Origin of the sequence: Nocardioides sp., from assembly GCF_964228225.1 — a bacterium.
Classification (GTDB): Bacteria; Actinomycetota; Actinomycetes; order Propionibacteriales; family Nocardioidaceae; genus Nocardioides.
On sequence record NZ_CAXQZB010000024.1, the window covers coordinates 1 to 22,218 of the forward strand.

Below are 22,218 nucleotides of genomic sequence, written 5' to 3' on the forward strand. Positions count from 1 at the left end.
CGCCGTGGTCGAGCCGTAGTCGGCTCGGTGCTCAGCGACCATCCGAAGCGCCCGATCCTTCAGGGCCGGGTCCACCTTCTTGGGCATGTGCTCATCCTCCTTGACTCACAAGGAAGCGGCATCAAACCCGTGACGGTTCAAACTTGCCCGGCGCCGCCTGGCAACGATGCCGGACGCACTACTCAGCGAACCTCATGAGCGTGACACCCAAGAGCATGTGGCCAGCGGTCAAGGCGATGCTGCACAGCGTCTACGACCAGCCCGACCGACCCTCGGTGCACGCCCAGTTCGACCGGCTTCTCGACTACGTCGACGGCAAGCTCCCCGAGGTCCACACCCACCTCGACACCGCCCGCGCCGACATCCTGGCCTTCACCGAGTTCCCCAAAGACGTCTGGACCCAGATCTGGTCCAACAACCCCGCCGAACGCCTCAATCGCGAGATCCGCCGACGCACCGACGCCGTCGGCATCTTCCCCACCCGCGAGGCCATCGTGCGACTCGTCGGCGCGGTCCTGGCCGAGCAGACCGACGAATGGGCCGAAGGCCGCCGCTACCTCGGCCTCGAGGTCCTCGCCCGCTGCCGCGTCACCGTCGTCCCCAACACCGAAACCGAGATCGGAGCTGATCAGCTGCCCTCCCTCACCGCATGACCAAACAGGAGGAACGCAGCGCTACACCACTACCTGGGACTTGACCCGTGGAGGTCTTGGGTCAGCATGGCCTCGAGCTCCGGAAGGGCCAAGGCCGACTGCGCGGCGTCGCGAACTCGACTGCGTGCCGGCTTATCCCGGGCGGTGGCCGAACGGGCCACCGTCGTCCAGGCCTCTGCGGCTCGGCTGGCTGACCGCGCCGATGAGGTGGTTGCTTCATCCCCGGTCATCTGGGCGATCTCGAAAGCCCCCTGGGCCAGCAGCCGGCGGAAGAGGCCGCCGCCTGTGCCTGCCTTCTCGATGAACGCGCCGAGGCTGAACAACATGATTTCGAGTTCCTCGTCGTCGTGGCGCTCCCAGCCCGCAATGTCCGTGGCAAAGGCATGCGCTGCGGCGACTCCTGCGCTGCGGACCATCAGACCGGCGGCGTCACCCGGTTCTGAGGGTAGCTCGTCGAAGACTCTGGTGGCGCTGGTGGGATTGCTCACCGCTTGGGCTGACTGGGCGAATGCCTCAGCCGCCGCGGACGCCAGATCCGGCAGCTCGGCGGGCCACCTGATGTCATACAGCGTGTGTCGCGTCGGTTGCGGGAACGACGTGGAACTGCGGGCCCGCGCAAGGGCCTCGTAGGGGACCTCCTGGACGTCTTCGCGATCGTTGTCGACCACCAGAGCGCATGGTCATCGAACCCGATGACCACGATGTCGTGGCGGCTCATCGAAAGTTTGACGCGCAGATATGGCAGCTCGGCAATGTCAGCCCAGAGCATGACTGGACGACCGCCCTCGATCTCGGCGCGTACCCAGCTCCACCCCTCGGCGGGATCATCAGTAACCCGCTGCTCGGCCGCTGCGCCAAGCCGACGAGGCAGATCCAGCTCGAGCTCTCCGCCACGGCCAACCAGGTACAGGGGTGGGAAAAGGCCTACCGAGCGCACATAGGAGAGACCGAGCGCGCCGCCGAGAGCGAACACCAGACCTTCGCTGGGAGGGCCGTCCCATCCGAGTCCGGCCCACTCCAGCAGGTCTCGCAGAGCGCCGGACCCACAGTGCCCACCGATCCGATGCGGGTAGGGCGACACCTGTGCGGCGGCATGACTAGTAGTCATGAAGCCGTCTTTCGCATCCGAGCCTGCGTGTCGGACGGTGATCGGTAGCAGTCAACCTCTGCTCGCTGAACGATCACGGCCTCGGCTCTCTCTCAACGCCTCTCGGACCGCCGGTCTCCTCGGCGGTCTTGGTGATGGCGCTCTCCAGGCTCCGTGCGTACGCAGCAGCGAAGTGGGCGACGTCAACGAGCACGAACATGGCGGTCGAGGTGAGCACCCTCTGCCCCTCCGGGTCGGTGATGGTGGCTTCAACCTGAAGTCGACGCCCATCGCGACCGGTGAGGTGGGCTTCCAACCGATAGGTGACGTCCAAGAGGACAGGCTGCAGGTACTCGATCTCGAGGCGTCGAGTCACCGCCGGGCCGCCAACTAAGTACTGGAGGAATCCATAGAGGTCGTCGATGACCGTCGCCAACGCCCCACCATGAGCGATCCCCGGCGCGCCCTCGTGCCGGCGGTCGAAGGCGTGCGCAGCGACCACGCCGTCCCCCGCACGTCGCACCTCGAGATGGTGACCATGCGAATTGTCCTCGCCGCAGCCCAGACAGTTGGCGTGGTGTGAGGCAAGGCGAGCCCCGTCGTCAGGAGGACGGAACTTCTCTGCAAACGTCGCGATCAGGTCATCAAATCGACTCATCCCGCTACCCCGCCTGCCATGACAGTGTCGATCCAGCGTTCGAGGACATCACGCTGCCACTTAGAAGGATGCGGGACGAGCATCCCGCTCACTCCTCGACCTAACAGGAGATCCAGCGTCAACTGGATCAGAACCGGATCCGTGGTGATCCAGACGCGACATACCTCCCGAAGCTCGGCGTGCACCCGCTCCTCCGCCGGAACCAGCTGGCGTCGAAGGTCCTCGTCGGTGCGTGCCGCGGCCCATAACTCCAACGTGGCTCCGTACAGCGGCCCGGACAACGCCTCAGCGAGGAGCTCCAGGGCCGCCAGTGCTGCCGCTCTGGTCGGTTGAGCCGAGGGGTCCAGACTGTCTCCGATCCGTATCGCGAGACTGTCTTGAACATGCGTGAGACGTTGCTGAGCCAAATGCTCGACCGCCGCCACGACCATCTGGTCTCGCGTGCCGAAGTGGTGGAGCTGAGCGCCTCGCGACAAGCCAGCTCGCTCGGCCACGGCAGGGCCAGTGGTCCCCGCGTACCCCAGCTCCGCCAAGCAAGCCACCGTGGTGTCCAGCAGCAGCCGGCGGGTTGCGACCGCCCGAACCTGTCGATCCTGCACGCCAGCGGTCATGTTGAACAGTGTACATACATACATGCATGTATGCGCTCTAGGTGGAGCAGTGCTCGCCTTCGCACTCCTAGCGCGCCAGACACCGTGCCGAAAGCCGTTGCTAGGTAACGGACCGCGGACAATGCCATCTGCTGGCGCGCTGGCAGCAGGCTCTCCCGGCCAACCAGGCGGCATATGTGTCGATCTCGCCACCCGCGCCCTCTCCCCCGGTGGCCTACTTGTCCCGGCCACGTTCGGCCCCGACGGGACCCCGTCTTTCTCGGGCCAGCCAACGGCCCGTCACTTGGCCGACGACCTCGCCGTCTCCTTCGCGCCCGCCTTCCCCTTTGGCCCGTGCGGAGACGCGATGCACTGCACTCCCGGCGGCGCCGAGCAGCAGTTCACCTGAGAACGGCGCGGCGCACCGATCTACTGCTGCTGACCTCCGCCAAGCGGATCACGAAGGAGCGGGGCGCCGGCGCCATGCCCTCGACCGCGCCCGAGTTCGTGGCCGTGGTCCCGGAGAGCACGCCCCGACTTGTCGTGACCAGAGTCCGTGGCACCGTTGCAAGTCATGCCGAGTGTCCTCCGATCGATGGTGACGCACGTAGGGACGACGTAGGGACGCAAGGCCTAGCTGCTCGGCGTGTGTTGGAGACTAGCCCTCGGAAGTCGCTGTGGTCGTGTAGGAAATGGGGCCCTTGGTACTTGCGGTGGGGGTAGGCGACACGCGCCACTGAGCTGACCCGGAGATGGGTCGAGACCTTCCAAAGTTTGGTGCGACCAAGCAACCGAACCGGAAGGCCTCGACGATGTCGCAGCCTACGGCGTGCGATCGCGCGCGTTCGTGTCCAGATCCGTCCTACTGCCAGTGAAGTGCCCCCGCTAGCCCGGACACCTTGAGTGAGGCGACGATGGTCGCCCGAGAGGAGTCCCTGTGCCTGCACCGAAGAGTCCTGAGTTCCGTCGTCGAGCAGTCGAGCTGGCGCGGCTGCGTGAGAAGCCGATCGCTCAGATCGCGAAGGATCTCGGCATTGCCGAGTCCGGTCTGCGTCGCTGGATGAAGCAGGCCGACATCGACGACGGCGTCCAAGACGGCCTGACCTCTGATGAGCGGGCCGAGCTGGTCCAGCTGCGCCGTGACAAGCGGGTGCTCGAGATGGAGATCGAGATCTTGAAGCGGGCCAGTGCCTACTTCGCTCGGGAGAACGTGCTCCCAAAATAGTGTTCCCGGTAGTCCAGGAGCTTGCCGCGGACGGTGTTCCGGTCGCGGTGACCTGCCGGGTGCTGAACGTCTCGACCTCGGGCTACTACGAATGGGCGCGGCGCCGAGCGAGCCGTCGTGACCTCGAGCAGGCCTACCTGATGGCCGCGATCCACGACGTGCACGCCGCCTCCTACGGCACCTACGGCCACCGCCGGGTCCATGCCGAGCTGACCATGGGCCGGCGTCTGGAGGTCAGCCACGGCCGTGTCGAGCGACTGATGCGCTCCACCGGCCTGCAGGGCGTGCACCGACGCAGGCTGCGGGGCTGCACCCGCCGCGATCAGGCCGCGACACCATCGGAGGACCTGGTCGAGCGGAACTTCCGCCCCGATGCCCCAGACAGGCTCTACGTCGCCGACGTGACCCAGCACCGCACAGGTGAGGGGTGGTTGTACTTCGCGGTCGTCATCGACTGCTTCAGCCGCCGCGTCGTGGGCTGGTCGATCGCGGACCACATCCGCTCCGAGCTGGTGGTCGATGCGTTGCAGATGGCGATCTGGAACCGTCGCCCACCGGCCGGGGCGGTCCATCACAGCGACCACGGGTCGACCTACACCAGCTGGGCCTTCGGTCACCGGCTGCGCGAAGCAGGGTTGCTCGGATCGATGGGCACGATCGGCGACTGTTTCGACAACTCCGTGGCCGAGAGCTTCTTCGCGACCCTGCAGACCGAGCTGCTCGACCGCTCGACCTGGCCGACCCGTGAAGTCCTGGCGAACGCGATCTTCAGCTTCGTCACGGCTTCTACAACCCGCGCCGGCGTCACTCGACGCTCGGCTACCTCAGCCCCGCCGACTACGAGACCCAGCACGCATTGAGGACGCCTGCTGGACCCCCAAGCGAGACCGCTGCATGATCAGATCCACCCAACCCCAGTAGTCCGGGGAACCGGGGGCACTTAACAGCGCTGCGATCTCCTCGTGGGCCTGGAGGGGTTCCACGTCATCGAGGTCACCGAGCAGCTGCGTCATCTACGCGTGGTGGTCGAGTCCGACCCCGCACCGGCGGGCTGCCACGCGTGCGGTGTGATCGCCGCGAGCCATGGCCGGCGCGAGGTCCGCCTGGTCGACGTGCCCTCCTTCGGCCGCCCGGTGCGACTTGTGTGGCGCAAGCGGACCTGGCGCTGCGTTGAGCCGAAGTGCAGGGCCGGCGGGTGGAGCGAGCAGCACGACGGGTTGGCCCGGCCGCGGGCGCTGCTCACGGTGCGGGCGTGCTGGTGGCCGATCGCTCAGATCCGTCGCGAGCACGCCTCGGTGGCTGTTCTCGCCCGCCAGTTGGGCACCTCGTGGCGCACGGTGTGGCGCTCGATCAAGCCCCTGCTCGAACAGATGGCCGCCGACCCGACCAGGTTCGACAACGTCGAGGTCTTGGGCGTCGATGGGCACATCTGGCACCACGTCTCGACCAAGCCCGTCGACCAGGGTGGACGTGGGCCGAAGGAGCTGACCGGGATGGTCGACCTGAGCCGTGACCAGCACGGACGCGTCCGCGCCCGGCTCCTCGCCTCGTCCCGGGACGATCCGGGAAGGCTTACGCCGACTGGCTCGCTGAGCGCGGTCAGGGGTTCCGCGCCGGTGTGAAGATCGCGGCCCTGGACCCGTTCCAGGGCTACAAGAGCGCGATCGATGACCAGCTCGAGGACGCCGTCGCAGTCCTCGACGCCTTCCATGTCGTCAAGCTCGGCACCGCCGCGGTCGATGAGTGCCGCCGCCGGATCCAGCAGGAGACCCTCGGCCACCGTGGCCGCAAGGGCGACCCGCTCTACGGCATCCAGAAGCTCCTACGCGCCGGTGCGGAGAAGCTCACCGACAAGCAATGGACCAGGTTCGAGAACGCGATCGCCGCCCGCCTCGAGGAGCACCTGGTCGTCTACGTTGCGTCGTGCGCCCAGCAGCTCCGCTCGGCCTACCGCCACCCCAACACCGCCGAGGGCCGCAAGATCGCCGAGAAGGTCCTCGCCACGTTCGCGTCCTGCCCGATCCCCGAGATCGCCCGCCTGGGCCGCACGTTGAAGCGCTGGCGGCAGGCGTTCCTGGCCTACTTCGACACCGCCCGCTCGAACAACGGCGGCACCGAAGCCATGAACGGCCTCATCGAGCTCCACCGCGTCGCCCGCGGGTTCCGCAACCGCGAGAGCTACCGCCTTCGGATGCTGCTGATCGGGGGCGGACTCGCCAGCCCCCACCTCAGGTAATAAGAGCCTGATAACCGGGCTCATCCGCGCATCGACCGCCATCCCGGTAGCGCGCTTCCCGAGGCTTGTCGTGGTGCGCCTGGGCGCTGCCATGGCTCTCAATCACGACAGATCCGAGGGGCACCCCAGAACCTCTACCAGACCCAGGCGATTCACTTGCAAAGGTGATCCCCGAGGGACTGCTGGCGGGCCACCGCACCACCGGAGAACAGCCTCAGCCGCGCACTCGGCGAAACCGCGGCAGCAGCGAGTCCCCGGGCCACCCTGGACGCGACCGTGCCATTCACCAGCTACTGGTCCTCGGGGTCGCCGGCGATCCCGCCACCTGAGCAACCGTCACGTCGCGATTCCCTGCTCCGGCGTGCCGGAGAGCCCGAGGCACCTGAGTCCCACCTCAGTGATCTTCCGGGCGGTGTCCGCCCGGGACCTGGTCGGTAGGGCGAGGTGGCTCACGGTGAGCCGCACCAGGGCTTCGGCGGCGTCTGACACCTCATCCGCCCGCAAACCGGCCACGTGGGAGGTGAGCCACCGGGCCAGGGAGCCGGAGGCGAGCTCCAACAGCTGCGCAGACGTGGTGAGGAGGGGGAGGATGCCCGTCGCGGGTGGTGGGGAATCGCGGTTGGAGATCAGGACCGCTCTGAGCAGGGGACTGTTCTCGGCTTCCTCCAGCACGAAGCCCACCGACGCCGCGAGGCCGCTTGAAGCGTCGGAGCCGTGATGCGCGAGCACGTTCTCGATGCCCTCGATGAAGCGCGCCGCCTCCCTCAGGACGACGGCTTCCCCCAAACCGGGCTTGTCGCCGAACTCCTTGTACAGCAGTGCGCGCGAGACGCCGACCGCCTCGGCGATCTCGCCCATGCGCACCCGCTCCCAGCCCCGCTCAGCGATCAGGTCGTGGGCAGTCTCGAGCACCGCTGCACGAACGTGCTCGCGGTAGCGCTCTCGCATGGAGGGGGACGACACGGTGGACAGAGTATCGACAATGTCCGACTGCGGACACGCGTCAGATGGGCCGCGTCATGACATTCTTAGCGCGGTGCCTTAGGTTTGAACAAAAATCACTAGTTGTCTTCAGGAAGAAGCCTCATGGTCAACTCGAGCGACACTGAAGTGGTCAAGTACCCGCACCGACGCGGCGGGCACTGCGGCTCCGGGGCCATGCGGGACCTCCTGGAGTGGGCCGGACTCGGTTGGGAGGGCCCCCCTGACGAGGGCCTCGTCTTTGCCCTGAGCGGCGCCTTGGATCTCTCCTACGTCAGGGACGCGGCACTCATGCCACCGGTATACCTCGTGGGGCGGGGAGGCGACCTGGAGACGGACCTCCCGACGCGGCTGGGCGCCGAGGTCTCCGTGCATGCGACGGATGACCCGCAGGAGGGCTGGGCGTGGGTGCGCGACGCCGTACGAGACGGCCGTCCCGCCTTGGTGTGGGCCGACATCGCGGAGCTTCCCTACCTCCGCGTACGCCTGCAGATGAGTCGCCACGACATCGTCGTCATCGGTTACGACGATGAGCAGCAGGTCGCGCACGTCGTCGACAACGACCGGGACGAGGTGCAGCTCGTGCCCTACCCGGCACTGGCCCGAGCCCGGTCCTCCCAGGGGTTCCCGGTCCCGACGCGTCACACCTACTTCGACATCGCCTGGCCCGACCGGCTGCCCGACCTGTCCGAGATCGCGCAGGCGGCGTTCGCCCAGGCGGCGGCTGCGATGACCACCTCCACCGGCAGCTCTATCGTCACCGGGAGGGATTCGGCGGTCGGGGCCTCCGGGCTGGCTGCGGTCGACCTCTTCGCCGAGGACCTCGCTGACTGGCCGGAAGTCTTCCCGGACGATGTCCTGGACCTGGTCCTCCAAGGACTCAGCGCCTTCGTCGAGAAGGCCGGCACCGGCGGCGGGCTGTTCCGCCGACTGCTGTCCAGCGGCGCCGCCGACATCGCGCGCCTGACCGGGGACGCGCGGGCGAGCGAGGTTGCCGCCGCCGCGCACCTGTGCGCGGAGACATGGTCCCTGGTCGCGTCGCTGGCCCGTCAGGACGGCCCAGCACGAGGACGGGTCGAGCAGGCAGCTCGCTCGGCCGCCGTACTCCCCTCGCTCGAGCGGGACCTCGTCACCGCCCTCGAGATCGCGGGGGCGCGCCAGGACCTCCGGACCGGCGCCTGATGAGGGGCGAGCTCGACCCACGGGAGGCCCTCGACCCGAGCCGGTTCGTCGACAGCGACCACCCTGACGTCCGGGACTTCACCGAGTCCGTCGTGGGTGGCATCCGGGATCCTCGAGAACGGACGGGACTGCTGTTCACCGCGGTCCGGGACCGGCTCCGCTACGACCCCTACAGCGTCACCACCGAACCCCCTGACTACCAGGCCAGCGCGATCCTCGACGGTGGCCCCACGTGGTGCGTGCCCAAGGCGGTACTGCTCACCGCGAGTCTGCGCGCTGCGGGGATCCCGGCAGTGCTCGGATTCTCCGACGTGCGCAACCACCTCAACAGCGCCGCGCTGCTGGAGCTGATGGGCACGGATCTGTTCGTGTTCCACGGGTGGAGCGCGGTGTACGTCGACGGCCAGTGGCGCAAGGGGTCGCCGGCCTTCAACTCCGAGCTGTGCCGTCGCTTCGGAGTACCCCCGTTGGAGTTCGACGGGTCGCAGGACGCGTTGCTCCATGCAGCCGACGGCGCCGGCCGACGTCACATGGAGTACGTCCGCGAACGGGGCATGTTCGTGGACCTGCCGTTCGACGGCCTCATGGCAACGCTGCTGGAGACCTACGGTTCCGCCATGGTGCGCGGCTCCGACACCCCGCGCCCCCAGGATCCCCGCTTCCGGTCGTGAACGCCCATCTCACTGGAGGAGTCTCCCGTTGCGCGCCGCGCTCACCGCCTCGCCGCACCCGGCGCGGCCGGCGGCGCGGTCGACCTCGACGTGCCCCGCGGCACGGAACCACCTGCCCACGACCGGCTTGTTGAAGAGGCTGTCCTTGGCCGAAACCGTGGCACCCGCCACCTCGGCCAGCACCATCTCCGCGACCAGCAACGGGTCAAGGTGCGAGACGTGGTTGGCAGCCAGCACGACGCCACCGACCCCGGGAATGCCCTATGACCCGCGCCAGTCAGGCGTCGCAGCACCACCAGGGCCGCTTTGCAGACCGCCACTGCCAGCCAGTCCACGTCGGTCCTGGTGCGTCGATCCACGCCGCAGAGTCAAGGTCGGCCGCACCTCGGTGATCGTAGACACCAGAGGCCGGGACGCGGCGGCAAGCCAGCGGGACGGGCAGGGCCCACGACGATGCCGGCCCTCAGGAAGCGACGGCGGCCTCGAGCTCTGCTCGATCGACTCTCTCGCCCTGACTGATCAGCAGCTTGGCCTTCAGGAAGTCCCGCGGTCGGTTCACGCAGTCCGCGGCCAGCAGCCGTCCCTGCTGGAGGTAGTAGCAGGTGAAGTCGCGATCTCGAGAGGGGTCGCCCCTCACCACGAGCTCGTCGTAGCCGACATTCAACCCCGCGATCTGCAGCTTGAGGTCGTACTGGTCGGACCAGAACCAAGGCAGCGCTGCGATCGGCCTCTCCTTGCCGCACAGTGTCGCGGCGGCCGTCTTCGCCTGCTCCCCGGCGCTGGGCACGGACTCCAACCTCACGAGGCGGTCGTAGCGAGCCATCCGGTGGCTGGCACAGTCGCCGGCTGCGACGATGCGGGGGTCGCTGGTGCGAGCCAGGTCGTCGATCACGATCCCGTTCTCGACGTGCAGGCCAGCCTCGGCTGCCAGCTCGGTGTTGGGAACCAAGCCCACTCCGACGACGACGAGATCGGCCGGGATCCGCTCACCACCCCGCAGGACCACCTCACGCACGCGTTCGTCGCCGGCCATGGCGCTGACCTGGGCGCCCGTCCGGATCACGACGCCGGCGTCGCGGTGGACCCGCTCGTAGAACGCCGAGACCTCGGGTGCTGTGACCCGCTCCAGCACGCGCTCGGCGGCCTCCAGGACTGTCACGTCCAGGCCGAGAGCGCGCAGGGACGCGGCTGTCTCCAAGCCGACGTACCCGCCGCCCACGATGACGGCGTGGCTGCCGGAAGCCGCCGAGGCCCGGATCGACTCGACGTCTGCGAAGGTCCGAAGGTAGAACACCCCGGGCATGTCGATACCGGACACGTCCAGGGTGCGCACCCGGCCACCCGTGCACAGGGCGAGATGGGTGTAGCCCATCGTGGTGCCGTCGTTCAGCCCCACCTCCTGCGCGGCACGATCGACCTGCGTGACCGTCGACTGCACCAGGCGGATGTCGTGCTTGGCGTAGAACTCCGCCTTGCGCAGAGCGAGGTCTTGCAGGCTGCTCGTGCCGGCGAGGTAGGCCTTGGAGAGGGGAGGACGGTGATAGGGCAGCGCTGGCTCGTCGCCGACCACGACGACCTCTCCTGACCAGCCCTGCTGCCGCAGGCCGGCCGCCACCTGGACACCGGCGTGGCTGGCGCCGACGACCAGCGCCCTCCCCTCGGTCACGCCTGGGTCTTCGGCGTCAGGGTGACCATCAGCCTGCTGATGCCGCGCACGAAGTTGGACTGGACGTACTCAGGCTCTTCGACGACCTCGATCTTCTCGAAGCGCGGCAGCAGCTCCTCCCAGAGGATCTTGAGCTGCATCTCCGCCAGCCGGTTGCCCATGCAGCGGTGGACTCCGAAGCCGAAGGAGATGTGGTTGCGTGCGTTGCTGCGGTCGATGATCAGGTCGTCGGGCCGGTCGAAGACTCGCTCGTCACGGTTGCCCGAGGCGTACCACATGACCACCTTGTCGCCCTTGCGGATGAACTGTCCGTTGAGCACCGTGTCCTTCTTGGCGACCCGCCGCATGTAGGCCAGAGGTGTCTGCCACCGGATGATCTCCGAGACCGCATTGGGGATGAGGTCCGGGTTGGCCTTGAGCTTCTCGAACTGGTCCGGGAACCGGTTCATGGCGAGGATCCCACCGCTCATGGAGTTCCGCGTCGTGTCGTTGCCACCCACGATGAGCAGGACGAGGTTGCCCAGGAACTCCATGGGACGATCGATGAGGTCCTTGGTGTCCTCGTTGCGCTGCAGCATCGTGATCAGGTCGAAGCCAGGCTCTTCTCCCCCCGCCAGCCGCGCCTCCTTGTCGCGCCACAGAGCACTCAGCCCCTGCGCTGCGTCGACGAATCCGCGGAACACCTCGTCGTTGTCCGAGGGGCCGCCGTTGGCCTGCTCCATGGAGCTGGCCAGGTCCGACCACTCGACGAGCTTGCGGCGCTGCTCGTAGGGGAAGTCCAGCAGTGTCGCCAACATCCGCGCAGTCAGCTCGATGGAGACGCGGTCGACCCAGTTGAAGGGCTCACCGATCGGGAGGTCGTCCAGCACCTCTTGGACCCGCGAGCGGATCAGGCTCTCCATCTCGCGCAGGTTCTTCGGAGCCACGACGCCCTGGACGGCGGCGCGCTGCCGGTCGTGCTTGGGCGGGTCCATGGCGATGAACATGGCGACATCCATGAACCGCGGCGGCTCGCCGATGATGATGAACGGCTCAGCCGAGAACGTCTCATGGTCCTTGTCGACCGCGATGATGTCAGCGTGGCGGGTGACCGACCAGAAGGGACCGAACGGGCTGTTGGCCTGGAAGTGGACGGGAGCCTCGTTGCGCACCCGCTCGAAGTACGACTGCCACTTGCCCTGCCGGTAGAGGAACGGGTTGCTCAGGTCGATGTCGACCAGGGCAACCTGCTCCACGGGGGGGATCGGCTTCTCGACGAAGATCTTCTGCCCGTTGGTCCGGGTCACGAAGCGACGCGCCCGGTCGTACAGGTGCGCCCCGCGGATCTGCATGCTCATGGGGACGATGGACTGAGCTCGCTCGGTCATGGCGTCGGTCACGGTGGTCAGGGTCGTCATGGTGCGGTGTTCCTCTCGACAGTCACAGCTGGAACTCGGGGAGCCGGACGACGAGGCCGTCCAGGCTGTCGCTCAACCGCATCTGGCACGACAGCCGGGAATTCGCCTCGCGCTCGGGGTTCATGGCGAGCATCTCTTCCTCCACGGGACCCGAACGGCCGACCTGGTCGATCCATCCGTCCTCGACGACCACGTGGCACGTACCGCAGGCGGCTTCGCCGCCGCAGTCCCCGTCGATTCCAGGAACCATGTTGTCGACGGCGACCTGCATCAGCGAGACACCCTCTTCCAGTGGTGTCTCGTGCTTCTCCCCGTCGTGGGAGATGAAGGTGACAACGGACATGAAGAAACTCCTTGGTAGACCGGCCCTCAATCCTGTGTCTCCCCGTCAGGCTGTGGCTATGGTCACCTACGTCAACATATTGTGATTTCGGCTCAGGAGGTGCAGTGAGAGTTCCCGAACCCGGCGTGCCTCCGCTGGCGTTCGTCCAGCTCCTCAACAGCGACGCGCTTGAGCCCAGCGCCGTCGCGCACTTCCGTCGGATCATCGAACTCCAGGGCACTTCGGAGGTCGAGCTGGTACAGCGCGACCGGCAAGTGCCCATCCGATGGTTCCGCGAGGTCTACCCGGACCTCGACCCCGACGGTGCTACCTACCTCGGGCTCGCTTTCGCCGAGAAGGCCCAGCTGACCTCGTTCGGCCCGCTGAGCCTGCCCTTGGTCAGCGCTGGCTCGGTGGACGAGATCTTCCAGTTGCTGGGGTATCTGCCCGTGATCTCCGGCGCTCTTCGCCCTCACTTCCACCCGGGCGAGCACGGCTTGACAGTGGGGCTGAGCGGTCAGACCGGCGATCCCGATCTCGACTGCCTGGTCATCACCTACGGTGGTGCGGCGCTGCTTCGACTACTCGACCTGCTGGCCGGCCCGCTACCAGGGGTGACGTTGCAGCTGGCATGGCCTGCCCCCGGAGTTGTGGAGACTCGCACCGACCTGATGAGCGAACGGTTGGACTTCGACGCGCACACGTCCTTCATCGACGTGCCGGCCGAGGCCCTTCGTGTCCGCTGCCGGTTCCCGGACCCGGTCGCCTACGGCTTGGCCATCGCCGAGCTGCGCCGCATGCTCGACCGCAGTACCAGTGCCACCAGCGTGACGGAGCGGGTGCGACGACTGCTCGAGCAGGACCCAGGACGGTCGAGCAGCCGGGACATCGCCGCACTCCTCGACGTCTCCACCAGCACCATGAAGAGACGGCTCGAGGACGAGGGCACGACATTCCGTCAGGTCCGACAGTCCCTGCTGCGCGAGAGAGCCATCGTGCTGCTTCTCGACCACTCCCTGACGATCAGTCAGATCGCGGTCGATCTCGGCTATGGCGATCCTGGGAACTTCTCCCACGCCTTCAAGCGCTGGACCGGGCAGTCGCCGAGCGAGTTCCGCAACGTGGGGCGCCTCGGACCAGGGGGGTCGGCCGTCCTGAGCGGGAGCGGCCGCCCTTAGCTCGGCGCACTCGGCGCCACGTCTACGACCGGAGCGGGCTATCCGCGAAGCGGCGACAGGCGAGGCGCATCACGTGGTGACCAGTCGAACGGGGAGTCTGGTGGGCCCGCGCAACGAGCTGTTGGTCGACCATGTCGGGTCACCGGACAGCTCGATCCTCGAGACGCGACCGAGGAGCTCGGTGAGCACGACATGGGCCTCCATCCGAGCGAGCGGTGCTCCGACGCACAGGTGTGCGCCGTGCCCGAACCCGACGTGCATCCTGGGGTTGCGGTCAGCCCGATAGGTGTCGGGCTCCTCGAACGCCTCGGGGTCCCGATTCGCAGCACCGAAGGACAGCAACACCCTGGACCCTCGCGGGATGGTGACACCGGCGATGTCGTAGTCAGCGCGCGTGTAGCGGTACAGATTCTGGATGGGGCTGGAGAACCGCAGGTGTTCCTCGATCGCCATCGGGACCAGACCAGGATCCTGTCGAACGCGGTCGTACTCCTCCGGATTGCGAGCAAACGTCTCGAACATCCCGCCCAGCAAGTTCGTCGTGGTCTCGTTACCAGCCACGAGGAGCAGCATCGCGATCATGAACCGGTCGTTGCCGGTGAGAGCACCGTTCTCACTGTGGTTCATGAGTCGACCGAGAGCCGAGTCAGACTCCCGAATCCTCCCAGCGTCGAACTGCTCGGTGAAGTACCGCCGCAGGGACGCCAGGCCTGTCGCGGCATCTCGTGCGTGCCGGATGCCCAGCGGCGTCGCATTCGCGTCCATGATGCGCACCGTCGTCTCCGACCATCGGCGGAAGTCGTCGAAGTCGCCATCGGAGACACCCATGATGTGAGCGATCAGGCTCATCGGTAGCGGAGTGGCCAGTGTCGTCATCACGTCCGAGCCGGGAGCACGCACGAGTTCGTCGACCATCTCGGAGGCCAGCTTCTCCGCCATCGCGCGCCAGGAGGCCATCGCACCTGTGGTGAACATGGGCTGTATCTGCTTGCGTAGCCGGGCGTGCTCCTCGCCGTCAGTGAGGACGACGAGCGGCGCCTGGATCCGTAACCGGGTGACCCCCTGACTGCTGGTCACCTTGTCGGTGGCTCTCAGTGTGGCGCGGACGTCGTCGAGGCGCGAGAGGACCCACATGGCCCGACGCGGGTTGTAGTGCACCCGCCCCGTCTCATGAAGGCGTCGATACGCCGCATGCGGCTGGGCCGCCGTCCGTGGATCCAAGGGATCGTAGTCGGTATTGACCGCCCCCCACCCAGCCGCGACGGCCGCGGATCACGGTGCGCGCGGCACCCTCGAAGTTCAGCCATGCTGCAGTCCCGACCACCTTGAACAGGTCAGGGGCACCGTCTGTGCGTGTGCGGGTTGTCATCACGATCCTCCGTCTCAGGAGCAATCCTCAACCGCGGAGACGTGCACCCACAAGGCCTCTTGAATGACTGAGACGCCTGGCGGGGACGAGTCATCGGGAGGCCGTCTCAGACCAAGCGCGCCGCCTCTTGGAGGCCACCAGGCCGCCCGGGACCGGGGTCTTCGCTAGCCTTACAATCGTCTCACCGTGAGACTAAATCGCTCAGTAACGTCAGGGTACAAAATGCCAGATTCCGACGCATGGCTCATTCCTGGCAGTCGAAGGGAAGCCGCCCTGGAACGCATCTACGCAGCCGGCAGCGACGTCCTGCGCGAGCGCGGTCCCAAGACGTTCAGCTTGGAAGAGGTCGCCCGCAGAGCAGGGTGCTCACGCGCGACCGTCTACCGGTTCGTGGGCAACAAGCGCAGCCTTGTGGACACACTGGTAGGCCTAGCCGCGACTACCGTGGTCGAACAGGTGCGAACGCAGACTCGCGGGATGCAGGGCAAACAACTGGTCATCGAGTCGATCCTTGCCGGAGTCCAAGCGATTCGCAGCGACCGCACCCTGGCTGAGTTCGTCAAGTCACCCCCGGCTTTCGACGACACCTACTTCACCCACTCCGAAATGCTGAACCGTCTCGCTGCGTCTCTGATGGACCTCGGCGAAGAACACGATCTCGGCGCCGAATGGCTCATTCGAGTCGTACTCAGCATGATCACTTGGCCCGTGGACGACCCCACCACCGAGCGAGAACTGATCGAACGCTACGTAGGTGCCGCCTTCTGATGGCGGACACCCTGTTCGAACTAGATTCGCGCCTCGGGGTGCAACCATCGATGACGACGCCAACCCGGCGCCGCCCGAGAAGGAACCGCCCTCCGTTACAAGCGTGGTACAAGTAACCAAGATCTCCTAGAGTTTGCGCAGGTCAGCATGGGTCAGTCAGTCACTACTACGACATCTGATCCACCACCGGGAACGCCCCCGCACCACCGCTCACCTGCGGCGGAGCGGGGGCGTTCTGGTGCGCTGACCTGCGCGTGTACACGCTTAGCCTCCAATTCAGACGGGTTGCCCTGGCTGGATGCGATCCCGGCTTCACCGGTCACGCAACGGTCACGATCGTTCAGCGCCGAACATGCCGAGGTTGGCGGGGCTGCCTGGGACACTGAGCACGTGACCAAGATGCCAGGAGATGACGCGGTGATCCGTGCGATCAACAGCCTCCACTTCAAGCGCCATGTGGTCGTCGGGGACCGCACTATCGAGATCGTGCTTCTGGTGCACCCGGATGGTGTGCGACCGATGACAGCAGGCTGGTGGTCCGGCGAGGAGGCCTCCATCATCGGCGCTGACATCTCCGGCAACTTCCTTCTTCGTCAGAGCAGCGGGGCCGTCGGGTATTGGGATCACGCTGAGTCGAGACTGACGCCCGTAGCCCCAAGCGTCCGCGCCCTCATCGCCTCGATCCACTAGGCAAATCACGGACGTACGCGCCTGCCCGGTCGTTCCGCGTTGAGAGCGCACCCTCATGCCGAGCGCGTCCGATAGGGGTTGAGCACGGTGGACTCGAGGTAGGTCAGTTCGACGGGTGCAAGGCTGACCGACGGGCCTTCGGAGGACACGCTGCGGATTTCCTCGGGGTTTCGCGCAGCGCGGACGGCGAAGGCCAGGGCCACGCGAGCCACGACGGGCGGCACAGCGTCGCCGATGCGCAGGCGGGTGCAGTAGGCGGCGATGAACGTCGAGGCCGTCTCGGCGGCGTCCTCGGCTGCGTCGAGGGCGCTGGCGGGTGAGCACCTCGCGCAGCGCCTCGGCCTCGACGAGCGCCATGCTCAGATCGCGATGCCGGTCAGCCGGACGACGGCCAGCGGGTTGAGCGGCTTGGTGTCGTAGCGGGCGACGACGCGCAGGGCCTGCTCGTCAAAGTCGGCGTATCGCTCGCGAAGCACGGTCACCGATGGCGCGAGGTCCCGTGCGACGGCGACTTGGGAGAAGTCGAGCAGCGCGGCCCTGCCGGTCGGGGTGCCTCCCGTTGCGTCGGGCACCCGCTTGGTCACCGTGCCGGGTGCACCGAGCAGGCGGAACACGCCGTCCTGTGTCGGGTCGGGCTGCAACTGGTAGCGGTCCTGCCCGTCCTTGATCTTGCGGAGTTCGACGAACTCGCGCGGGGTGAACACCCAGCGCAGCGCCGACATGTTGACGTCGGCGGCGAGGGCGAGGCCCCAGGCGTCGAGTAGGTGGTCGAGGGTGAGCGCGCCACCGATCGGCAGCGTCTGCACGCCGGTCCACGCGAACAGGCCCTGCGGGGTCGTGACCCCGTCGCCACCCGCGCCGAAGAACTGGCTGTCGATCTTGGCGGCGACGTCGGTCACGAGGCGACCGCGGATCGCGGAGTCGAGAGCGACGACGGACTGCCGGCCAGTTCGTTGCTGTAGCGGGTGATCACCTTGACCGACTTCATCGTCGAGGGCATGAGCACGACCTCGTCGACTTCGACTTCCTCGTCGGCGGGAATCTCCTCGCTCTCACCGATCCAGTCGACGTCGATCGGTCCGCCCATCTTGGGGACGCGGACCGGGCTGCCGTTGGTGTCGAAGATGCGGGGGCCAGCCGCGAGGAGCAGCGACTGCTGTTCGAGTGGCTGGACGAGGATGCGCTGTACTTGATCGGCGGTCAGTTCGGGCGCGTTGGCGGTGGTCGTGGGCATGGAAGGGCCTTCCATTGAGCGGGAATCTCAACGGACGGCACCTGGCCGACCGTGCTACCGCTGCGAGGCTCCTGGCCTCGTCAGCGGCCTCCTGTCGCCGGGCTCCCCGACCCGGTCACAACCGGGACCGGGAAGCCCTGCAACGGGCGCTAGCGCGCGGGCGCTCTGTCACGGCTCACCGCTAGGCGCTTGACCCGGCCTGAGTCGCGTCGGCGACGTGTTGCGGGAACAAGTGGTGTCGATCCGCTACGAACGGGGCTCGCGACGAGCGTGGATGTAGGCCTCGACGAGGTCGCAGACGAGCACTGCTATCTCGGTCGCTCGCTCCCGACCAAAGGACGCCTCGCCACCGCTGTCCGTGGGAAGGCCGTGCTGGCGGCGAAGTTGAAAGATCGGGTCAGTGTTCGACTCGGGCGCGCCGAGTTGCGCGAGGCCCCAAGTTCGGAAGTCGCTCACCGCGTGGTCGCTGAGTGCGTTCAGGTAGCCCGACCAGTAGGCGTCGAGCGTGAACCAGTCGAACTGTGCAATCCACATGCCGGGGTATTGGCGAATCCCCGCGCAGACTGACAGCGCCCGCTCCGCCTGAGCATCGGTCAGCGTCACCTCGGTCATGCCGACCAGCATGACGCGGGCGGTCGGATTCACGAAGGCGCGGGGCTCACGCACCGCTTCTGAGGAGTCCGGCCAGGTCGACCCCCGGCGCGTCGTCGCGGGATCCCTGGTCGATGCTGCCGCGGGGTGTGCGCGAGGCAAGGTGCGGCTTCGCGTCGAGCAGCATCACGACGGCCTGCTCGACCTTGGTGCGGTCGACGAGGCCGTCGTCGTCGAGGACGGTGGCGAGGTCGGCGCGCAGGTCGGTCGGGTCGGAGAGCAGGCCCATAGCAGCGGCGTACGCCTCGACGAGCCGCTGCGCGAGGGTGTCGGTCCGTCGGGTGGCCGCGCGTCCGGCAGCGGCCTCGTCGCGCAGCCTGTGGACCTCGGCGCGCAGAGCGTCGGGGGTCGCGTCGGGCATGACCTCCGCGGCGGGGTCAGGCGGCGTCGCCGGGTCCGTCGTCGGCGGCTGGGTCGGATCGGCTGGCGGGGCGCTCGGTGGCGGCGTGGGGCGTGCCTCGGGGGCGCGCTCGGGTCGGGACTGGGTGCCTCGGACATCGGCTTCCACTCGTGTGACGGGTTGTTGCACGCACTGGCACCCGCGGTGCCGCTTCATGCGCACGGTGTATGGACGGACGGGCGCGGGACCGCGGGGCACACCCCCGCTGTTCCACCACGCGACCCAGCGAGCGCACGGGTCGGCGTCGAGGATGCGGACCCACCCGACGACCTCGGAGGCGTGGGCGAGGGCCTGTGCTGCCTCGGCGAGCGCGCTGGCGGCTGCCTCCGCCGCCTCGGTGCGGGCCAGCGCCTCGGCGGCGCGACGTTGTGCGGCCCGGCGCTCCCTGCGCGCTTCGTGGCGTGCTCGGTCGGCCTCGACGCGGGGCTGCTCGCGAGCGGCTCGGCGCTCGGCGTAGAACGCGGCGTCTAGGGCTCGCTGCTCCTCGCGGTCGGCGGCGTCCGCCTCGGCTTCGGCTCGGTCAGCGTTGGCCCGGACCGCGGCATCGCGGCGGCGTTCGACGGCTATGGCCTCGGCCTCATGTCGGGCTGCTTCGGCGTTGAGCGCAGCGTCGCGACCTGCATACTCGACCTGCGCGATCTGCTCGGCGCGGCATGCGTCGGCGATCACCTCGTCGAGGGCGCGCCGCTGCTCGTCTCGCTCGCGCTCGGCCTCGTCGAGCAGGCGCTGTACCTCGGCGGCTTCGAGTTCCTCGGCGTCGTCGGCCATTGCGTCGAGTCGGGCGACATCGGCCTCGAACTGCAGAAACTGGCGCCTGGCCGATCACGCACCCTCAACACCGTTCGACTGAACCGCGCTGGCTCTGGTTCAGCAGCGCATCGCACTCCGACCGCAGAGCGACCGCGGATCCGCTGGAGCGCCCGTCGGCACCGAGGCGACGCGGGTGCTCCGGGCCGTTCCCCCTGTTCGTCGCCGGGCGCTAGATTGCCGCCACGGCGGGGCCAGCACTCCCCCCGCGTACCTCTCCCCCTCCCCGCAAGGAGCCCCATGCGCGCCGTCCGCACCGCCGAGAGCGACGAGCTGTTCGCCCGACTCAACGGGCCGGAGGGTCGGCGCGACCCGTACCCGATCTATGGGGAGCTCCAACGGATCGCGCCGTTCCTGGAGCACCCCGACGGGAGCATCGTGCCGACCCGGTACGCCGCGTGCGACCAGGTCGGGCGCGACTCACGCAACTTCGGGCGCTCCGACCCCGACCGGTTCTTCGCCGACCTCGCACTCCCGAACTGGCGCGACTTCCCGGCGCTCAAGCTGCTGAACACGAGTATGGCGACGGCGAACCCTCCCGTGCACACCCGGCTGCGCCGCATCGTGAGCTCGCACTTCACCGCACGCCGCGTGGAGGAGCTCCGACTCGGCATCGAGCGGCTCGTGCCGGACCTCCTGGACGACCTGGCCGACGGCGGGGACGTCATCGAGCGCGTCGCGTTCCCGCTCTCGGCGTCGGTGATGGGTGAGCTGCTCGGGATCCCCGCGGCGGACCGGGCGCGGTTCAAGTCGCTGATGGGCGACTGGATGTTGATCCTCGACGAGTTCTCCGAGGAGTCCTTCACCCGCAGCAACGCCGCGGCCGCGAGCATCGAGGAGTACTTCACCGCCTTCGTCGCCGACCTGCGCGCCGCTCCCGGCGAGGACCTGATGAGCCGGCTGGTGTCACCGGCCTCCCACGGCGACGGCACCGACAGCCCGGACACCCTGGACACCGAGGAAGCGGTCGCCATGGCGGCGCTGCTGTTCTCGGGCGGTTTCGAGACCACGATGCACCTGCTCGGCAACAGCCTGGTGGCCCTGCTCGAGCATCCCGACCAGCTCGCCGCCCTGCGCTCGGAGCCGGATCTCGAGCGCACGGCGGTAGAGGAGCTGTTGCGCTTCGACAGCCCCGTCCAGGTCTCTGGACGCGAGGTGCTGACCGAGACCGAGCTGGGCGGGCCGGGCGGACTGCGGGTCGGTCCGGGCGACCGCGTGAAGATCTACGTCGGCGCCGCCAACCGCGACCCGCAGCAGTTCCCGGACCCGCACCGCCTCGACCTGCGGCGCGACCAGGGCCCGCACGTCTCCTTCGGTGGCGGCATCCACTTCTGCCTCGGCGCCCCGCTCACCCGCCTGGAGACCAGCATCGCGCTCCCCGCGCTGGTGCGGCGCTACCCCGACCTCGCCCTCGTCGGGACGCCCCGGCGCCGCGACAGCCTCTCGATGCGCGGTTTCGACTTCCTCGAGGTGACCGTCGGCTCGCCGTGAACCAGACACCATGAGCGCCTGCGCGTCGGCGCATCGCCACCCGCGACCGATCGGACTCGGCTGCGGTCGGTCCCGGTCTAGGCTCGGCGGCGTGGAGATCACCTCACTCGGGTTCCGCACCGACCTCGCGCTGCTGCGTCTCGGCGGCTCGCTCTTGGAGGACCGCGGCGACCACGTCGCCGTCCGCACACCGGCGAACCCGACCTACCGGTGGGGCAACTTCGACCTGCTGGCCGCGCCGCCGGGCCCCGACGACGTCGCAGCAGTGCTGGCTCGCTACGACGCTGACCTGCCCGACGCTGACTTCCGCACCTTCGGCATCGACGGTCGAGCGCTCGACGTCGACGCACTCGCACCCTTGGTCGCCGCCGGCCCGCGCGTGGAGAGCTCGGCGGTGATGACGGCGACCTCGGTGCGCCTGCCGGCGCGGCCGAACATCACCGCGCAGTACCGGACCCTCGCCACCGACGACGACTGGGCGCAGCGCGTGGAGATGTCGGTGGCGGTGGATGCCGCGGAGGCGGGCGGGGACCCCGGCTATCGCGCCTTCGCCGAGGCCCGGGCGGAGGCGGACCGCGCCGTGTGCGAGGCCGGGCACGGCGCGTGGTGGGGCGCCTTCGAGGGCGACCGACTGGTGGCCTCGATGGGGCTGCTGGACGCCGGCGGCGGGCTGGCCCGGTTCCAGACGGTCGAGACCCACCCCGACCACCGAGGTCGGGGGCTCGCCGGGACGCTGCTGCACCGCGTGGCGACCTACGGGCTGGATGCCACCGACGGGCTCGGCGCCCACACCCTCGTGATCGTCGCCGACCCCGACTACCACGCCCTGCGGATCTACGAGTCCGTCGGCTTAGCCGTCACCGAGACCCAGATCCAGCTCGAGCAGCGCCCGCGCTGACCCGGACGGACACCGCGCGATGCCCCCGCGCGGATCGGGGGGCGGCCCGGCGGCGGCTACGGTG

At 68.1% G+C, this 22,218-nt stretch carries 24 protein-coding genes and 3 pseudogenes; 12 read left to right on the top strand and 15 right to left on the bottom strand.

Going from position 1 to position 22,218, the window contains the following annotated elements; genetic code table 11:
• Positions 1–137: 137 nt before the first annotated feature.
• Positions 138–653: pseudogene (locus ACERUJ_RS05850) on the top strand (transposase); the annotation flags it as partial.
• Positions 654–682: 29 nt separating this feature from the next.
• On the opposite strand, the gene ACERUJ_RS05855 reads toward ACERUJ_RS05850, so the two are convergent.
• The 4 genes and pseudogenes from ACERUJ_RS05855 to ACERUJ_RS05870 form a co-directional block, all read right to left on the bottom strand.
• On the bottom strand, positions 683–1,321 hold the full coding sequence (locus ACERUJ_RS05855; RefSeq protein ID WP_349804363.1) for a DUF4872 domain-containing protein: 639 nt from the start codon (positions 1,319–1,321) through the stop codon (positions 683–685).
• A 68-nt stretch (positions 1,322–1,389) separates the two neighbouring features.
• Positions 1,390–1,761, bottom strand: a pseudogene (locus tag ACERUJ_RS05860) (BtrH N-terminal domain-containing protein); the annotation flags it as partial.
• A gap of 73 nt (positions 1,762–1,834) precedes the next feature.
• Positions 1,835–2,242 (bottom strand): PaaI family thioesterase, encoded by a 408-nt coding sequence (locus ACERUJ_RS05865; RefSeq protein WP_370247540.1) that lies wholly within the window; start codon positions 2,240–2,242, stop codon positions 1,835–1,837.
• A gap of 152 nt (positions 2,243–2,394) precedes the next feature.
• Entirely contained in the window at positions 2,395–3,009 is a 615-nt protein-coding gene (locus ACERUJ_RS05870) for a TetR/AcrR family transcriptional regulator (protein ID WP_166191397.1), read from the bottom strand.
• A gap of 916 nt (positions 3,010–3,925) precedes the next feature.
• Here ACERUJ_RS05870 and ACERUJ_RS05875 point away from each other — a divergent pair.
• From ACERUJ_RS05875 to ACERUJ_RS05890, 4 genes and pseudogenes are all read left to right on the top strand, one after another.
• A complete protein-coding gene (locus tag ACERUJ_RS05875; RefSeq protein WP_166191394.1) occupies positions 3,926–4,213 on the top strand; it encodes a transposase in 288 nt (95 codons plus the stop codon).
• Positions 4,213–5,073: an IS3 family transposase gene (locus tag ACERUJ_RS05880; protein WP_207082373.1), complete on the top strand. Its 861-nt coding sequence runs from the start codon at positions 4,213–4,215 to the stop codon at positions 5,071–5,073. The genes ACERUJ_RS05875 and ACERUJ_RS05880 overlap by 1 nt, the downstream gene beginning before the upstream one ends.
• Before the next feature lie 102 nt (positions 5,074–5,175).
• A complete protein-coding gene (locus tag ACERUJ_RS05885) occupies positions 5,176–5,835 on the top strand; it encodes a hypothetical protein (protein WP_370247541.1) in 660 nt (219 codons plus the stop codon).
• Positions 5,820–6,449 (top strand): annotated as a pseudogene (locus tag ACERUJ_RS05890) (transposase); the annotation flags it as partial. The gene ACERUJ_RS05885 and the pseudogene ACERUJ_RS05890, both read left to right, overlap by 16 nt.
• A 336-nt stretch (positions 6,450–6,785) precedes the next feature.
• On the opposite strand, the gene ACERUJ_RS05895 reads toward ACERUJ_RS05890, so the two are convergent.
• Positions 6,786–7,412, bottom strand: coding sequence for a TetR/AcrR family transcriptional regulator (locus ACERUJ_RS05895; protein ID WP_370247542.1), 627 nt, complete (start codon positions 7,410–7,412; stop codon positions 6,786–6,788).
• Between the two features lie 123 nt (positions 7,413–7,535).
• Here ACERUJ_RS05895 and ACERUJ_RS05900 point away from each other — a divergent pair, with 123 nt between their 5' ends.
• Both ACERUJ_RS05900 and ACERUJ_RS05905 read left to right on the top strand, forming a co-directional pair.
• Positions 7,536–8,612: a BtrH N-terminal domain-containing protein gene (locus ACERUJ_RS05900; protein ID WP_370247544.1), complete on the top strand. Its 1,077-nt coding sequence runs from the start codon at positions 7,536–7,538 to the stop codon at positions 8,610–8,612.
• Positions 8,612–9,283, top strand: a complete 672-nt coding sequence (locus ACERUJ_RS05905) for a transglutaminase family protein (protein ID WP_370247545.1) — start codon at positions 8,612–8,614, stop codon at positions 9,281–9,283. Before ACERUJ_RS05900 ends, ACERUJ_RS05905 begins: the two co-directional genes overlap by 1 nt.
• Before the next feature lie 9 nt (positions 9,284–9,292).
• Here ACERUJ_RS05905 and ACERUJ_RS05910 read toward each other — a convergent pair whose 3' ends face one another.
• The 4 genes from ACERUJ_RS05910 to ACERUJ_RS05925 form a co-directional block, all read right to left on the bottom strand.
• Entirely contained in the window at positions 9,293–9,520 is a 228-nt protein-coding gene (locus tag ACERUJ_RS05910; protein ID WP_242532474.1) for a 1-acyl-sn-glycerol-3-phosphate acyltransferase, read from the bottom strand.
• Positions 9,521–9,746: 226 nt separating this feature from the next.
• Positions 9,747–10,949, bottom strand: coding sequence for an FAD-dependent oxidoreductase (locus ACERUJ_RS05915; protein WP_166191377.1), 1,203 nt, complete (start codon positions 10,947–10,949; stop codon positions 9,747–9,749).
• Positions 10,946–12,346: a cytochrome P450 gene (locus ACERUJ_RS05920; RefSeq protein ID WP_166191375.1), complete on the bottom strand. Its 1,401-nt coding sequence runs from the start codon at positions 12,344–12,346 to the stop codon at positions 10,946–10,948. Before ACERUJ_RS05920 ends, ACERUJ_RS05915 begins: the two co-directional genes overlap by 4 nt.
• A gap of 22 nt (positions 12,347–12,368) precedes the next feature.
• Entirely contained in the window at positions 12,369–12,689 is a 321-nt protein-coding gene (locus tag ACERUJ_RS05925) for a 2Fe-2S iron-sulfur cluster-binding protein (RefSeq protein ID WP_166191373.1), read from the bottom strand.
• A gap of 104 nt (positions 12,690–12,793) precedes the next feature.
• Here ACERUJ_RS05925 and ACERUJ_RS05930 point away from each other — a divergent pair, with 104 nt between their 5' ends.
• Entirely contained in the window at positions 12,794–13,846 is a 1,053-nt protein-coding gene (locus tag ACERUJ_RS05930) for an AraC family transcriptional regulator (protein WP_166191371.1), read from the top strand.
• Between the two features lie 69 nt (positions 13,847–13,915).
• Here ACERUJ_RS05930 and ACERUJ_RS05935 read toward each other — a convergent pair whose 3' ends face one another.
• Entirely contained in the window at positions 13,916–15,004 is a 1,089-nt protein-coding gene (locus ACERUJ_RS05935) for a cytochrome P450 (RefSeq protein WP_370247546.1), read from the bottom strand.
• A gap of 433 nt (positions 15,005–15,437) precedes the next feature.
• Between ACERUJ_RS05935 and ACERUJ_RS05940 the strand changes: the two genes are divergently transcribed.
• Positions 15,438–15,983: a TetR/AcrR family transcriptional regulator gene (locus ACERUJ_RS05940; protein ID WP_166191367.1), complete on the top strand. Its 546-nt coding sequence runs from the start codon at positions 15,438–15,440 to the stop codon at positions 15,981–15,983.
• A gap of 390 nt (positions 15,984–16,373) precedes the next feature.
• Complete coding sequence (locus ACERUJ_RS05945; protein ID WP_370247547.1) at positions 16,374–16,673, top strand: hypothetical protein; 300 nt, start codon at positions 16,374–16,376, stop codon at positions 16,671–16,673.
• A gap of 53 nt (positions 16,674–16,726) precedes the next feature.
• Here ACERUJ_RS05945 and ACERUJ_RS05950 read toward each other — a convergent pair whose 3' ends face one another.
• From ACERUJ_RS05950 to ACERUJ_RS05970, 5 genes are all read right to left on the bottom strand, one after another.
• Positions 16,727–16,876, bottom strand: a complete 150-nt coding sequence (locus ACERUJ_RS05950) for a hypothetical protein (RefSeq protein ID WP_370247548.1) — start codon at positions 16,874–16,876, stop codon at positions 16,727–16,729.
• A gap of 156 nt (positions 16,877–17,032) precedes the next feature.
• On the bottom strand, positions 17,033–17,572 hold the full coding sequence (locus ACERUJ_RS05955) for a phage major capsid protein (RefSeq protein ID WP_370247549.1): 540 nt from the start codon (positions 17,570–17,572) through the stop codon (positions 17,033–17,035).
• Entirely contained in the window at positions 17,569–17,907 is a 339-nt protein-coding gene (locus ACERUJ_RS05960) for a hypothetical protein (protein WP_370247550.1), read from the bottom strand. Before ACERUJ_RS05960 ends, ACERUJ_RS05955 begins: the two co-directional genes overlap by 4 nt.
• Positions 17,908–18,153: 246 nt before the next feature.
• Positions 18,154–18,573 carry a hypothetical protein gene (locus ACERUJ_RS05965; protein ID WP_370247551.1) on the bottom strand — a complete coding sequence of 140 codons (420 nt, stop codon included), beginning with the start codon at positions 18,571–18,573 and terminating at the stop codon, positions 18,154–18,156.
• Positions 18,566–19,726 carry a hypothetical protein gene (locus ACERUJ_RS05970; protein ID WP_370247552.1) on the bottom strand — a complete coding sequence of 387 codons (1,161 nt, stop codon included), beginning with the start codon at positions 19,724–19,726 and terminating at the stop codon, positions 18,566–18,568. The genes ACERUJ_RS05965 and ACERUJ_RS05970 overlap by 8 nt, the downstream gene beginning before the upstream one ends.
• Positions 19,727–20,005: 279 nt before the next feature.
• Between ACERUJ_RS05970 and ACERUJ_RS05975 the strand changes: the two genes are divergently transcribed.
• Together ACERUJ_RS05975 and ACERUJ_RS05980 are read left to right on the top strand one after the other, a co-directional pair.
• A complete protein-coding gene (locus tag ACERUJ_RS05975; RefSeq protein ID WP_370247553.1) occupies positions 20,006–21,256 on the top strand; it encodes a cytochrome P450 in 1,251 nt (416 codons plus the stop codon).
• A gap of 91 nt (positions 21,257–21,347) precedes the next feature.
• Positions 21,348–22,154 (top strand): GNAT family N-acetyltransferase, encoded by an 807-nt coding sequence (locus tag ACERUJ_RS05980; protein ID WP_370247554.1) that lies wholly within the window; start codon positions 21,348–21,350, stop codon positions 22,152–22,154.
• Positions 22,155–22,218 lie beyond the last annotated feature (64 nt).